10 protein-coding genes and 1 pseudogene are annotated in these 13,499 nt (G+C 72.5%); 9 read left to right on the top strand and 2 right to left on the bottom strand.

Annotated elements, in window-relative coordinates; all coding sequences use genetic code 11:
• The first annotated feature begins 11 nt into the window (after positions 1 to 11).
• Together ACGH7X_RS38130 and ACGH7X_RS38125 are read left to right on the top strand one after the other, a co-directional pair.
• Positions 12 to 848, top strand: coding sequence for an alpha/beta fold hydrolase (locus ACGH7X_RS38130; protein ID WP_399894845.1), 837 nt, complete (start codon positions 12 to 14; stop codon positions 846 to 848).
• 22 nt (positions 849 to 870) lie between these two features.
• The gene (locus ACGH7X_RS38125) at positions 871 to 1,404 is read left to right on the top strand and encodes a TetR/AcrR family transcriptional regulator (protein WP_399897639.1); all 534 of its coding nucleotides are present in this window, start codon (positions 871 to 873) and stop codon (positions 1,402 to 1,404) included.
• 75 nt (positions 1,405 to 1,479) lie between these two features.
• On the opposite strand, the gene ACGH7X_RS38120 is transcribed toward ACGH7X_RS38125, so the two are convergent.
• Positions 1,480 to 2,424: an aldo/keto reductase gene (locus ACGH7X_RS38120; protein ID WP_399894843.1), complete on the bottom strand. Its 945-nt coding sequence runs from the start codon at positions 2,422 to 2,424 to the stop codon at positions 1,480 to 1,482.
• 84 nt (positions 2,425 to 2,508) lie between these two features.
• On the opposite strand from ACGH7X_RS38120, the gene ACGH7X_RS38115 reads away from it, so the two are divergent.
• On the top strand, positions 2,509 to 3,132 hold the full coding sequence (locus ACGH7X_RS38115; RefSeq protein WP_399894840.1) for a TetR/AcrR family transcriptional regulator: 624 nt from the start codon (positions 2,509 to 2,511) through the stop codon (positions 3,130 to 3,132).
• Positions 3,133 to 3,146: 14 nt separating this feature from the next.
• On the opposite strand, the gene ACGH7X_RS38110 is transcribed toward ACGH7X_RS38115, so the two are convergent.
• Complete coding sequence (locus tag ACGH7X_RS38110; RefSeq protein WP_399894838.1) at positions 3,147 to 4,475, bottom strand: SGNH/GDSL hydrolase family protein; 1,329 nt, start codon at positions 4,473 to 4,475, stop codon at positions 3,147 to 3,149.
• Between the two features lie 296 nt (positions 4,476 to 4,771).
• Here ACGH7X_RS38110 and ACGH7X_RS38105 point away from each other — a divergent pair, with 296 nt between their 5' ends.
• From ACGH7X_RS38105 to ACGH7X_RS38080, 6 genes and pseudogenes are all read left to right on the top strand, one after another.
• Positions 4,772 to 8,530 (top strand): S8 family peptidase, encoded by a 3,759-nt coding sequence (locus ACGH7X_RS38105; RefSeq protein ID WP_399894835.1) that lies wholly within the window; start codon positions 4,772 to 4,774, stop codon positions 8,528 to 8,530.
• Between the two features lie 104 nt (positions 8,531 to 8,634).
• Positions 8,635 to 9,639: a helix-turn-helix domain-containing protein gene (locus ACGH7X_RS38100; RefSeq protein ID WP_399894833.1), complete on the top strand. Its 1,005-nt coding sequence runs from the start codon at positions 8,635 to 8,637 to the stop codon at positions 9,637 to 9,639.
• A gap of 251 nt (positions 9,640 to 9,890) precedes the next feature.
• Positions 9,891 to 11,552, top strand: a complete 1,662-nt coding sequence (gene malX / locus ACGH7X_RS38095) for a maltose/glucose-specific PTS transporter subunit IIBC (RefSeq protein ID WP_399894830.1) — start codon at positions 9,891 to 9,893, stop codon at positions 11,550 to 11,552.
• A gap of 2 nt (positions 11,553 to 11,554) precedes the next feature.
• The gene (locus tag ACGH7X_RS38090) at positions 11,555 to 12,763 is read left to right on the top strand and encodes a MalY/PatB family protein (protein WP_399894827.1); all 1,209 of its coding nucleotides are present in this window, start codon (positions 11,555 to 11,557) and stop codon (positions 12,761 to 12,763) included.
• Between the two features lie 101 nt (positions 12,764 to 12,864).
• The gene (gene rpmF / locus ACGH7X_RS38085; protein ID WP_399894824.1) at positions 12,865 to 13,035 is read left to right on the top strand and encodes a 50S ribosomal protein L32; all 171 of its coding nucleotides are present in this window, start codon (positions 12,865 to 12,867) and stop codon (positions 13,033 to 13,035) included.
• 58 nt (positions 13,036 to 13,093) lie between these two features.
• A pseudogene (locus tag ACGH7X_RS38080) lies at positions 13,094 to 13,492 on the top strand (alpha/beta fold hydrolase); the annotation flags it as partial.
• Between the last annotated feature and the right edge of the window lie 7 nt (positions 13,493 to 13,499).

Here is a 13,499-nt window from a genome sequence, read left to right as displayed (position 1 = left end):
AGGGAGTGAGCATGACCGAGTACCTCGCTGTTGACGGCGGCACGATCGCGTACGAGGTGACGGGGTCGGGCCCGCTGATCGTTCTCGCGCACGGCATGGGCGACAGCCGCGCCGCCTACCGTGCCGTGATCCCGCAGCTGGCGGCAGCCGGTTACCGGGTCGCCGCGCTCGACCTGCGCGGCTGCGGCGAGTCCGGCGTCGACTGGCCGGACTGGAGCCGCACCGCCATCGCCGGTGATCTGCTCGCCCTGATCCGCCACCTGGGCGGCCCGGCCGTGCTGGTCGGCCACTCGGTCTCCGGCGGTGCCGCCACGATCGCCGCGGCGCGGGAGCCCTCGCTGGTCACCTCCGTCGTCGAGCTGGCGCCGTTCACCCGCAAGCAGTCGGTCCGGCTCGGCGACCTGCGGGTGAAGCGGTTCCGCCGGGGCATGCTGCGACTGCTCGGCGCGGGCGTGTTCGGCAGCCTGCCGCTCTGGCGCTCGTACCTCGACGTGGCGTACCCGGGCGTGAAGCCGGCCCACTGGGCCGAGCGGCTCGGCCGCATCGACTCCCTGCTGCGCGAGCCGGGCCGGATGAAGGCCATGCAGAGTATGGGGCGCAGCGCGCCGACGGACGCCGGCGCCCAGCTCGGCAACGTCCGCTGCCCGGTCCTGATCGTGATGGGCACGCTCGATCCCGACTGGGCCGACCCGCACGCGGAGGGTTCGGCGATCGTCGACGCCCTGCCGTCCGGCCTCGGCCGCCTCGAGATGGTCGAAGGTGCCGGTCACTACCCGCACGACCAGTTCCCCGACCAGGTGGTCGCGCTCACGCTCGGCTTCCTGCGCTCGGACGCGGCCCGTGCCTAGGGCGGGCCTGGACCCGGCGGCCGTGGTCGCGGCCGGTGCCGCCCTCGCCGACGAGGTGGGCTTCGCCAACCTGACGATGGGCCTGCTGGCCGAGCGGGTCGGTGTGCGCACCCCCTCCCTCTACAAGCACGTGGGCGGGCAGGACGACCTCAACCGGCGGATCGCGGCCCTGGCCCTCAACGAGGCCGCCGAAGCCGTCGGCGGCGCGGTCCAGGGATACGCGGGCCGTGACGCCCTGGCAGCGGCCGCGCGCGCCTTCCGCGGCTTCGTACTGGAGCACCCCGGCCGGTACACCGCGACGATCGGCGAGGAACCGTCGGGACCGGACGACCCGATGGCCGCGGCCGGGCAGCGGCTGCTCGGCGCGTTCACCGCGGTGCTGCGCGGCTATGAGATCGCGGACCGCGACGTGAACCACGCCCTGCGCATGCTCCGCAGTCTGTGCCACGGCTTCGCGACCTTGCAGGCGGCCGACGGCTTCCAGTGGGGCACCGACGTGGACGAGAGCTTCGAGTGGCTCATCGCCTTCGCCGACCGGGGCCTGCGCGCGATGTGAGCCCACCGCCCTGGGCCCCCTTCGCCACGCCCCGCGCCGTGCCGGCGCGCAGGGGGCCCGCCGGGCCCGCCCGCGTCAGTCGAGCCGGACGTCCACGGAGCGGCTCTGCACGGCGTCGAGCGCGGCGAGGGACGTCTCGTCGAGGGCGAGCCCGCCCACGGCGATGTTGGCGTCCAGGTGGCCGGCGTCGGCGGTGCCGGGGATGAGCAGCACGTTCGGGGCGTGGTGCAGGAGCCAGGCGAGACCCACCTGTGCCGGGGTGGCGCCGAGGGTCTGCGCCACGGCGTGGACCGCGGGCTCGTCGGCGACCTTGGGCATGACGGGGAAGGCGCCGCCGAGCGGGAAGTAGGGCACCCAGGCGATGCCCTCGGCCGCGCACAGCGCGAGCATGTCCTCGTCGCCGCGGCTGACCAGGCTGTAGGAGTTCTGGACGCAGACGATGCCCGCGGGAAGGGCCCGGCGCAGTCCGTCCGCGGTCACGCTGCTCAGGCCGATCGCACCGATCTTGCCCTCGTCGCGCATCCGCGTCATCACGGCGAGCTGGTCGTCGAGGTCGACCAGCTGGTCGCCCGCGGCACGGAGGCCGGGACCGGTGTCGGCGCGGCGCAGGTTGACGACCGCGAGCCGATCGGTGCCGAGGCTCTTGAGGTTGTCCTCGACGCTCGCCCGCAGCTCCTCGGGCCGCTGCGCGAGGCGCAGCGGGATGGAGCCGCCGGGGTCGGGATCGGCGCCGACCTTGCTGACGACCACGGCGTCGTCCGTTGCGGACAGAGCCTCACGGAGGACCTCGTTGACAAAGCCGTCGCCGTAGAACTGGGCGGTGTCGAAGTGGTCGACGCCGAGTTCCACCGCACGTCGTACGAGCGCGACGGCGGCGTCGCGGTCGGTGTGCAGGCGCTCGAGCTGCATCGCGCCGTAGCCGATCCGTGAGACGGTCCGGCCCGCGAGCAGGCCCGCCCCGCCGGGGCGAGGAGTGCCTGCGGCCGTTACGTGGGAGGAGGAGGTGCCGGTTGACGTCATGGGAAGTCCGTCCTCATGAGAAGATGGCAGAAGCGGAGGATCCTCCGCTTTGCCCACTGTAGCACTACCGGAGGACCCTCCGCTTTGAGTCCGGACCAGGAACCGAGCCCTGCCGCCGGTCGACCCGACCCGCCGGCCCCCGCCGAGCGTCCGCTGCGCGCGCACGCGCGACGCAACCGCGAGAACCTCATCGCCGCCGCGCGAGCCGCGTTCACGGCCGCGGACGACTCCGTCCCCCTCGAGGGCATCGCCCGCGAGGCAGGTGTCGGCATCGGCACGCTCTACCGGCACTTCCCCACCCGCGAGGCGCTGGTCGAGGCCGTCTACGCCGCCGAACTGGACGACGTCACGGCCGGCGCCGCCGCGCTGCTCGACGAACTGCCGCCCGAGCGGGCCCTGCGCGCGTGGATGGAGCGCTACGCGGCGTTCGTCGCGACGAAACGCTCCATGCTCAACACCCTCCACAGCGGCTGGGCCTCGGGGCGTCTCGCGACACCCGCCACCCGCGAACGCATCACGGCCGCGATCGGCGCCATCCTCGCGCACGGAGTACGCGCGGGCTCGCTGCGCGCGGACGTCGCGCCCGACGACGTCACCGCGATGCTCCTCGGCGTCTTCCTCTCCACGGCCGCCGACGACGAGCCGGAGCGGACGGACCGCCTGCTCGACCTCGTCGTCGACGCCCTGCGCCCGCACGGGAGTTCATGACCCGGGCCCTGGGATCACCGCCGGGCCGACGCCGCCAGCATCGGGAGCGAGATGATGTCGGCCAGCGCCTGCTGGCCCGCGATGTTCGCGTGGACTCCGTCGCCCGTGTCGTACGGCGGGTAAATGCTGTTCGGCCGCACGGGGTCCTCGAGCACCTGGTCGAAGGGGAGCACCCCGTCGCAGGTGCCGCCGCAGCTGTTCCACTTCGAGACGAACGTGCCGACGGCGTGCCGGTCCCGGTTGTTCTGGTCGGTGTAGCCCGGCCGGGGGGTGATGGGCGTGACGTACACCTTGATCCCCGCGGCCCGCAGCCGCTGGAAGACCTCGCGGTAACTGGTCTCGATCTGCGCGGCGTCGCACCCGGCCGGAAGGTCGTTGGTCCCGTAGTAGTAGAGGACCCCGGTGACCCCGTGCAGCGACAGGACGTCCCGTTCCAGCCGGGCGGACGCGTCCAGACCGCGGACGGCGTCGCCGATGCCCGGGCAGGTCGCGGCGCTGGTGGTGCCGCCGATGCCCGCGTTGGCGACGGCGAACTGCCGGGCGGCGGGGAGTTCCGACGTGATCCGCCGGGCGAGGTCGTCCGTCCACCGCAGGTCGGCGCCCGGACGGGTGCAGTCCTGGCCGCAGTTGGTCGACCCGGTGCCGTCGACCACCGAGCTGCCGTAGGCGACGAGGCTGCCCCGCAGCCGCGGGTTGCGCACGTCGACCGCGCTGACCAGGTAGGTGGATCCGGTCGTCTCGGTGTACGCGGAGCCCGCCGTGTCGGTGGTGTGGTCGCCCGAGCCGGGCGGGGTCAGGTAGTTGGTACGGAAGGCGCTGTCGTGCCGTCCCGGGGACACCGTGCCGGAGACGGAGAGCGAGACCGCGATGTCGTCCTGGGCCGCGGTCCTGAGTACGGCGGTGTCGCTCCACACCTCCCCGCCGGCCGGGACGACGACCTCGCGCCGGCCGTCGAACGTGACGGGCCGCGGGCGGCCTTCCGTCGCCGCGTCCTTTCCGGTGCTGTGGGCCACCGTCGCGGCGTCGACGGTCAGCGGTGTCTCGCCGAAGGTGTTCTGGACGCGTATCCGGAGCGCGTCACCCCCCTGACTCAGGTGGGTGATCATGCGCATGGACTGGTCGCGTACGGGGGTGGGCGCGAGACTCTGCTGCGAGCCGGCCCATGACGTGAACCAGGCGTTGCCTCCCGGGCCGCGGCCCGACCCGGCGTCCGCGGGGGCGGCGGCGGTGGACGCGGACGCGGCGAGGGCGGAGGAGGCCAGGGTGAGGGCCAGGGCGGCCGCGACACCTCTGGCCAGGTGTGCCCGGTCGGGGCCGAGTACTCGGGCGAGGAGACGGTGCATCGGTGCCTGCCTTTCCGACGTGACTGGACGGGTGCAGGACTGGATCCTCCCCGGCGTTCCCTGCGCCCACGCCACTCGCGGCGCTCCGATGCCGTGCGCCCCGTGGACACCAACCCCACTCCCCCGTAACCGAGTCGCGGTCGCCGACCGCCGTAGCGGCGGGCCTCGGCGGGAGGGTGTCGCCGTTGCGACATGTCCCACCTGTGCCACCGGAATCCAATGACACCCCGTCTTCGGCAAGCTCATTCTGGCCAACGTATGAACTTGCATCTCACGCATGGGAAGGCAGCGCACTGATGAGACGGATCCGCCTGTTGGCAGCAATATCGGCAGGTCTGGCGCTGGCCGCCGGCGCCGTGGCACCCGTACCCGCGCTCGCGGCCACACCGCGTCAGGGCGCCGCCGCGACCCCGTCGGACCACGGCGCGGCGACGGTCAGGCTGATCACCGGTGACAGTGTGACGCTCACGCGGGCTCCGGACGGCCGCCAGGCGGCGTCCGTCACGCCGGGGCCCGGACGGCGGGGTCTCCTCTTCCGGACCCTCGAGCAGGACGGCCACGTGACGGTCCTGCCGTCCGACGCCGACGCCCTGGTGGCCGCGGGGCGGCTGGACCAGGACCTGTTCGACGTGACCGCGCTCCTCGCGCAGCAGTACGACACCGCGCACATCGACGCGCTGCCGCTCATCGTGGAACAGGCCGACGGGGTGGCGGCCTCTTCCGTGAACGCCCTGACCGATCTGGGGCAGGACGCGTCGGTCCGCAGGCTCGACAGCATCGACGCGCGTGCCGTGCGGGTCGAGGACGCCGACCTCGGCAGGTTCTGGAAGCAGTTGGTCTCCCCCGGCGACGGGCGGCGCGCGCAGAGCGGGGCCGGCACCCCACGCGTGTGGCTGGACGGCCGGGTGGGCGCCTCCCTCGACCGCAGTACGGCCCAGATCGGTGCCCCCGACGTGTGGTCGGCGGGCTACCGGGGCGAGGGCGTCAAGGTCGCCGTCCTGGACACCGGCGCCGACCAGAGCCATCCCGACCTGGCCGGCCGGGTCGTCGCCGCCAAGGACTTCTCCGGCAGCTCCGGCACCGGGGACGTCTTCGGGCACGGCACCCATGTCGCCTCCATCGTCGGTGGCAGCGGCGCCGCGTCCGGCGGGAGCCGCCAGGGTGTCGCGCCCGCCGCGCAGTTGCTGGTCGGCAAGGTGCTCGGCGACGACGGCTTCGGCAGCGAGTCGCAGGTGATCGCCGGCATGGAGTGGGCCGCGGACCAGGGCGCCGAGGTCGTCAACATGAGCCTCGGCTCCTCGACGGCCACCGACGGCACCGACCCCATGAGCCAGGCGCTGAACGACCTGAGCCGGCGCACCGGCACCCTGTTCGTGGTGGCGGCCGGCAACGAGGGCGAGCAGGGCCCCCGTACCGTCGGCTCGCCCGGCGCCGCGGACGCCGCCCTGACCGTCGGGGCCGTGGACCGGGACGACTCCCTCGCCCCGTTCTCCAGCCGCGGCCCACGGCTCGGTGACGACGCGGTCAAGCCCGACGTGACGGCTCCCGGTGTCGGCATCGTGGCAGCACGGGCGGCCGGGTCCGCCATGGGCGATCCCGTCGACGAGCACTACACCGCCGCCTCCGGCACCTCGATGGCGACCCCGCACGTGGCGGGCGCCGCCGCGCTGCTCGCCCAGCGCCATCCGGACTGGACCGGCGCGCAGTTGAAGGACGCGCTGATCAGCACCGCGGTCACGGTGGACGGCCAGAAGGTCACCGAACAGGGCGGCGGACGGATCGACGTCCCCGCCGCGGGCCTCGGCGCCGTGACCGCCACCGGCACCCTCGTCATGGGCCCGTTCACGTCGCAGGACACCGAGCCCGTGACCTCCGGGGTCAGGTACACGAACTCCTCGGACGAGGACGTCACGCTCTCGCTCGCCGTCGAGTTGGCCACGGAAGGGGGCAAGGCGCCCGCCGAGGGATCGGCGCGGCTCGGTGCCGACTCCGTACGCGTCCCGGCCGGTGCCTCGGCCGAGGTCCCGCTGACCGTAGATCCCGCCCGTGCCGGGCAGGGCAAGTTCTACGGCTACGTCACCGCGAGGCACGCCGACGGCTCGGTGGCGGCGCACACCACGCTGAGCCTGGTGGTGCACGGCCCCACGCACCGGATCACCGTCAAGACCATCGACAAGGACGGCAAGCAGGTCCACGACCTGCCGACCATCTGGGGTGCGGAGGGCTTCGTCGGCTACACCGACTCCGCCGCGGCCGTCGCCGAGGTCGAGGAGGGCGTCTACCAGCTCAACACCAGCTGGACGACGTCGGCGGACGACGGCCAGGAGCTGCGCCACGTGGTGCTGCCCGAGGTGAAGGTCACCAAGGACATGACCGTCACCCTGGACGCCCGCAAGACGGTTCCCGTCCAGATCCGCACGCCCCAACCCGCGGAACAGCGCGGGATCATGAGCTACCAGACCTACCGGGAGATCGGGGGCCGCAGCCTGACGCAGGGCACGATGTACTTCGACATCGCCAAGCGGCTGTACATAAGTCCGACGGCCGAGGTCACCGAGGGCACCTTCGAGTTCGCCTCCCGCTGGCAGCTCGTCGCCCCGCTCATCGAGGCGAAGGTGTCCCGCTCGAAGTTCGACCTGGGCGCCTACTACATGCCCGCCTCGCCGCTCTTCCCCGAGCGCGGCGCGACACTGACCGCGGTCGACGCGGGCGACGCGGCGAACGCCGACTTCAGCCGGGCCCGCGGAAAGGCCGCGGTGGTGAACAACCCGACGGGAGCGAGCGAGAGGGCCCTCGTCGAGCGGGCGGCCGCGGCCGGTGTCCGTGCGGTGATCCTGATCCACTTCAACGACACGGGCTGGACCCGCTGGAGGCCGACGGGCGACCGTACGGCCCTGCCCACGCTGCGGATCGGCAAGGGCAAGGGGGCCGAACTGCTCGCACGCGTCGCGCACGGCTCGACCTCGGTGAAGTTCTCCGGCACCGCGCGCAGCCCGTACCTGTACGACGTGATGCAGGTGTCGAAGCAGCGGGTGCCCCAAAAGGTCGTCCACTCGGTGTCCGCGCGCAACAGCGCGGTCGTCCGGTCCACCTACGCCGACAACGGCGTCACGGGCTGGGCGAGCGAGCAGCGCTTCGGCTGGCGGCCCTACCAGAACACGGCCTGGCTGCAGTACACCCGGTTCGCGCCGCTGGGCTTCGCGCGCACCGAGTACGTGAGCGCCAACGGCACCGCCTGGCAGCACCGGGTGCACCACACCACGACGTTCGACGTGGACCAGCCGCTCGTCGCCGGCATGCGTGACAATCCGCGCACCTACCGGGCCGGCGTGCAGCCCCGGGAGAGCTGGCAGGGCGCGGTCGTCCGGCCGTCGATCCCCGCCGGCACCACGACGCCGACCGTGCGGGACGGCAACGTGATGCGCCTCAGGGTCCCGGAGTTCACGGACTCGCAGGCGGGCCACTGGTCGCCGGCCTCGGGAGGCGGCGGCTTCGGCACCTCCGCCACGGTCACCGCGGGTGATGCCGCGAGTGCCGTGCTGTACCGGGACGGCAAGCGGGTCGACGACGTCGAGAGCGCCTGGCAGAACGTCGGTGTCCCTGCCGGACGCGCCCACTACCGGCTGGACATGGAGACCTCCCGCGCCTCGGAGGACTGGAGGATGGGCGTGGCCACCAGTACGTCGTGGTCCTTCGAGTCGGGCCGGACGGACTCGGCCACGCCGCTGTCGCTGCTCCAACTCGACTACGACGTACCCGTCGACGTACGGAACACCGTGCGCGGCACCCGTTCGCACCGCATCGGCGTGCAGGTCCGTGCCCAGGAAGGGCTCGCCGTTCCGCGCGGCGTGAGCGTCCGCGTCGAGGCGTCCTACGACGACGGGCGCACGTGGTCGACGGCCCGGGTGAACGCCCACGGCCACAACGCCTTCCGGGCCTCGCTCACCCCGCCGGGCCACAAGGAGACGTGGGTCACGCTCCGTGTCACGGCGCGCGACTCGGCGGGCAACTCGGTGCGGCAGACGGTGCAACGCGCCTACGCGGTACGCCGGTAGCCCGGCAGGGGGTGTGCGGCGATGCCGTACACCCCCAACGCGCCCTCCTCGCCTGTGCAGTACGGTGTTCAACCGTCGCAGCCCAGGATCCGGGGAGGGCGTTCGTGGTGCTGGAGATCGCGGGGCTGTCGCCCGACGAGGAGTCCGTGTACGCACTGCTCGTGGCGTCCGGCCGGGCCGGTGCAGCCGACCTGGCGGAGCGCGGCGGTCTGACGGTCGCGCGGATGGACGACGTGCTGGAATCGCTCACGGCGAAGGGGCTGGCCAGTCCCACCGACGGCACGCCCCGGCGCTACCAGGCCGCTCCGCCCGACGTCGCCCTGCTGCCCCGCCTCAAGCGCAGCGCCGACGCCCTCGACCTGGCCCAGCACGAGGCGGCCAGGCTGATCGAGTCCTACCGGGACACCATGCGCAGACGCGACGCGGGTCAGCTCCTCGAGGTGATCACCGGCGCCGAGGCCCTGCGCCAGCACCTGCGGCAGATCCAGACCAGTGTGCGCGAGGAGATGCTCTGGTTCTGCAAGGCCCAGTACGTGGCCATGCCGTCGGGCAGCAACACCGAGGAGTTCGAGGCGCTGGCCCGGGGCGTTCGCTACCGGGTGCTGTACGAGAAGGCGTTCTTCGACGACGAGGGCGCGGTCGACAACGTGGTGTCGGGTGTACGGGCGGGTGAGGTCGCCCGGGCCGTGCCGCAACTGCCGCTGCGCCTGGCGATCGCGGACCGTACCGTGGCCGTCTTCCCCCTCGTCTCCGGCGGTCCGCACGGCAGTCCGGAGGAGCCGACGACGGCGCTGGTCCGCGACAGCAATCTGCTGGCCGCCCTCATCGCGCTGTTCGAACGCTACTGGGAGGACGCGGTCCCGCTGGACGTCGACGACACGGGCGAGCTGTCGGGGACCGACGGCCCCGGTGCGCCCGACGCGCTGGCCCCGACCGACCGCAGACTGCTGTCCCTGCTGGTGGCGGGAGTGGCCGACAAGGCGATCGCCTCGCAGATGCAGCTCAGCCGCCGGACGGTCCAGCGCCGTATTCAGAGCATGATGGAGCGCGCCAACGCGGAGACCCGCATGCAGCTCGCCTGGCAGGCGGCGCGGCGGGGCTGGCTGTGACCGGCGGGCCGGCGGGTGTCCGGGCCCGCGGGGCGGCGGGGGACGCCGTGGACAGCCACCGACCCGCTGTGATGTGATCCGTGCGGCGGAACGGTTCTGCCTGGCGTGGTCACCGGGCGATCCCCGGGTTGCCTCACGCGAGGTCGGGCCGACCCCCTCGTCATGTCTTCCGCCGCTCGTTGCGCCCGCCGGCCCGCCTCGCCACTGCGAGCGATCGGGTCCGTCCCCCCAGGCTCGAAAGTTCCGTTCACATGCAGAAGACCAAGGCCGCTCTCTGGGAATTCCTCCAGGGGCTCGGCAAGACGTTCATGCTCCCGGTGGCCCTGCTCGCGTTCTGCGGCATCATGCTGGGCATCGGCTCGTCCCTGTCCAGCGAAGCCGTCACTGACAACGTTGCCTTCCTGAAGGGCGAGGGCTTCCACCTCGTCTTCACCTGGATGGCCAACACGGGTCTGGTCGCCTTCACGTTCCTGCCCGTCCTGTTCGCCATGGCGATCCCGCTCGGTCTCGCCCGCGAGGACAAGGGCGTGGCCGCGTTCTCGGGCTTCGTCGGCTTCGCCGCCATGAACCTCGCGGTGAACTTCTACCTCACCGCCAAGGGTGTCGACTTCGAGGACGAGAAGGCGATCGAGCACTACGGCATCGCCGACGTGCTGGGTGTGCAGTCCATCGACACGGGCCTGCTCGGCGCCGTGGCCGTCGGCGTCGTTGTCAGCCTCCTCCACCGGCGCTTTCGCACGCAGCGGATGCCCGACGCGCTGGCCTTCTTCGGAGGGCTGCGTTTCGTCCCGATCATCTCGGCCCTGGTGCTGAGCGTGCTCGGTCTGCTGATCCCGCTGGTGTGGCCGACCTTCAACGGCTGGATCACCGCCGTGGGCCGGGGCATCGGACACACGGGGGTCTTCGGGCCGTTCTTCTTCGGCATGGGCGAGGTGCTGCTGCGCCCGATCGGCCTGCACCACATCCTCGTCGCCATGTTCCGCTTCACCGACGTCGGCGGCTCGGGAGCCGTCTGCGGCGACCACGTCTCCGGCGCCCTGAACCTGTTCTACGCCCAGCTGGACTGCTCGGCAGCACCCAATTCCGCGGTCACCGACGCGACGCACTTCCTCTCCCAGGGGAAGATGGCGGCCTACCTGGGCGGCCTGCCGGGCGCCGCGCTCGCGATGTACCACTGCGCGAAGCGGCGGATGCGCCCGGAGATCAAGGCGCTGCTCGTGTCCGGCGTCGTGGCCTGCGTGGTGGGCGGCATCACGGAGCCGCTGGAGTTCCTGTTCCTCTTCGTCGCCCCGTGGCTGTACGCCATCCACGCCGTCCTGGTGGGACTCGGGTTCCTCACGGCGGCCGTGCTCGGCGTCTTCATCGGCAACACCGACGGCAATGTCATCGACTGGCTCGTCTTCGGCGTTCTCCAGGGCTCGACGACCAAGTGGTATCTGGTGCCGGTGATCGCGGCGGTGTGGTTCGCCGTGTACTACTTCCTGTTCCGCTGGGCCATCACCCGCTTCGACCTGAAGACTCCGGGCCGCGAGGACGCCCCGGAGCAGGAGGCGGAGGAGCAGGACTCGGAGAAGCAGGACGCGGAAGGGCGGGGCGAGGACCAGCGGGACGGCGGCGCGCCGGCCGGCTCCGACAAGGTGCCGGGGCCGGCGCGTGAGCTGGTGGCCGGGAAGTACGACGCCGTCGCCATCCTCGACGCGATCGGCGGCGCCGGCAACATCCGCTCCCTGGACAACTGCATCACCCGCCTGCGCATGACGGTCCAGGACGCCGAGCGGGTCGACGAGGCACGGCTGAAGAAGCTGGGGGCCGTGGGCGTCATCAAGCTCGACGGCCACAACGTGCAGGTCGTCATCGGCCCGCAGGTCCAGTCGGTGAAGGACGCCCTCGCCACGATGATCCCGGTGGGCTGACCATGACGTCGCCCTCCTCCCCGGTCCACGGGGCCCGAACGCCGCCCCCGTCGCTGTCGTACGACTTCGACACCCCGGTGGACCGGCGCGGTACCTGGTGCACGCAGTGGGACTACGTACAGGACCGGTTCGGTGTCCCGGACCTGCTGCCGTTCACGATCTCCGACATGGACTTCGAGACCGCCCCGGAGATCCTTGCGGCGCTGCGCGAACGGCTGGACCACGGGGTGCTCGGCTACTCACGGTGGCGCCAGGACGACTTCCTCTCCGCGATCGTCCACTGGTACGCCTCGCGCCACGCGACCGACGTGGACCCCGGGTCGGTCGTGTACGCGCCCTCCGTCGTCTATCAGATCTCGCAGTTGCTGCGGCTGTGGTCGCGGCCGGGTGACGGCGTCGTCACCCACACCCCCATGTACGACGCCTTCCCCAAGACGGTGGCGGCGGGCGGACGGCGGTTGCGGGGCTGCCCGTTGGACGACTGGGCGGAGCTCGAACGGCTCCTGGCGCTCCCCGACACGGCCGTACTGCTGCTGTGCTCACCGCACAACCCGACGGGCCGGGTGTGGACCGCCGAGGAGCTGGACCGGATGGCCCGGCTGTGCGCGCGGCACGACGTGGCGGTCATCAGCGACGAGATCCACTCCGACCTGGCGTACGCCCCGCACGTCCACCGTCCCTGGGCACGGCACGGCGGTGACGGCCGGTGGGCCGTGGTCACCTCGGCGTCCAAGTCCTTCAACATCCCGGCTCTGACGGGCAGTTACGGAATCATCGGTGACGCCCCGTCGCGCGACGCCTACCTGCGGCAACTCAAGGACGCGGACGGCCTCTCCTCCCCGGCGGTGCTGTCACTGGTCGGCCACATCGCCGCGTACCGCAGGGGGGCGCCCTGGCTGGACGCCCTGCGCACCTATCTGGCGGGCAACCTCGCGATGGTCGCCGACCGCCTCGGCGCGGAGTTCCCGCGGCTCGGCTGGGAGCCCCCGCAGGCGGGATACCTGGCCTGGCTCGACCTGCGCCCCCTGGGCGTCGACGACGCCGTGCTCCAACGCGAGCTGGTGGAGGTGGAGAAGGTGGCCGTCATGCCGGGGGCCGCCTACGGCTCCCCGGGACGGGTAAGGCTCAACGTCGGCTGCCCCCGGTCCAAGGCGGAGGCGGGCGTCGAGGCGCTGGTGCGGGCGCTGCGGCGCGTCGGCACCACCAATTAACAATGAACACCGTTTTCATGTAGCGTCGTGGTCCAGTTCGGCTCCGCCGCTCGGTGAGCGCGCGCGGAGCCGGTCAGCCGTCTGCTGAAAGGACCCGTCCCATGGCCGTTCCCAAGCGCAAGATGTCCCGCAGCAACACCCGCCACCGGCGCGCCCAGTGGAAGGCGGCCGCACCCGCGCTGGTGCCGGTGACGGTGGACGGGGTGACCTACCGCGTCCCACGGCACCTGGTGCCCGCCTACCGGCGCGGCCTGCTGCGGCCGGAGGGCTGAGCCCGGCGTTGCGGGTGCGTGTGCCGCGGCGGAAACCTGCGTGCCGAACTCGCCGCCGGAAAGGATGGTGGGCGGCCCCGCGCACCTCGTCGGCTCGAGCGACGAGGCGTCGCCGCGCTGCTCGTCGCCGTGGCAAGGCCCGACCTGGTGCGCTCGGTTCGTGGTGATCGGCGCCAACCTCCGCCCGGCCGCCGAGTCCTTCGTCGAGCCGCGGACGCTCGACGCGATGACGCCCGACGAGGCTCACCGCCGAGGAGCCGGGCCGTATCCGGGCGATCCCGGGGTCCCGGGGTCCCCGTCGGCCGGGGTCGCGGGGGCCTCCCACCTGGTACCGCTGGAGAAGCCCGTCCTGGTGGACCGGCTGATCCTGGAGCACCTCGGGCAGGGCACGGTGGAGACGCTGATGCCCGTTCGGCGCGCGCCGGCCTCCGGCGCCGACGACCGCGCGCCGACCTGACCGCCGG

The organism is Streptomyces sp. BBFR51, from assembly GCF_044591655.1.
Classification (GTDB): domain Bacteria; phylum Actinomycetota; class Actinomycetes; order Streptomycetales; family Streptomycetaceae; genus Streptomyces.
This window is presented reverse-complemented; position numbering and strand designations above follow the sequence as displayed.

Coding starts and splice junctions, on each gene's coding strand:
- ACGH7X_RS38130 (WP_399894845.1), top strand. CDS start 12: ATGACCGAGTACCTCGCTGTTGACGGCGGCACGATCGCGTACGAGGTG.
- ACGH7X_RS38120 (WP_399894843.1), bottom strand. CDS start 2,424: ATGACGTCAACCGGCACCTCCTCCTCCCACGTAACGGCCGCAGGCACT.
- ACGH7X_RS38110 (WP_399894838.1), bottom strand. CDS start 4,475: ATGCACCGTCTCCTCGCCCGAGTACTCGGCCCCGACCGGGCACACCTG.
- ACGH7X_RS38105 (WP_399894835.1), top strand. CDS start 4,772: ATGAGACGGATCCGCCTGTTGGCAGCAATATCGGCAGGTCTGGCGCTG.
- malX (WP_399894830.1), top strand. CDS start 9,891: ATGCAGAAGACCAAGGCCGCTCTCTGGGAATTCCTCCAGGGGCTCGGC.
- ACGH7X_RS38090 (WP_399894827.1), top strand. CDS start 11,555: ATGACGTCGCCCTCCTCCCCGGTCCACGGGGCCCGAACGCCGCCCCCG.
- rpmF (WP_399894824.1), top strand. CDS start 12,865: ATGGCCGTTCCCAAGCGCAAGATGTCCCGCAGCAACACCCGCCACCGG.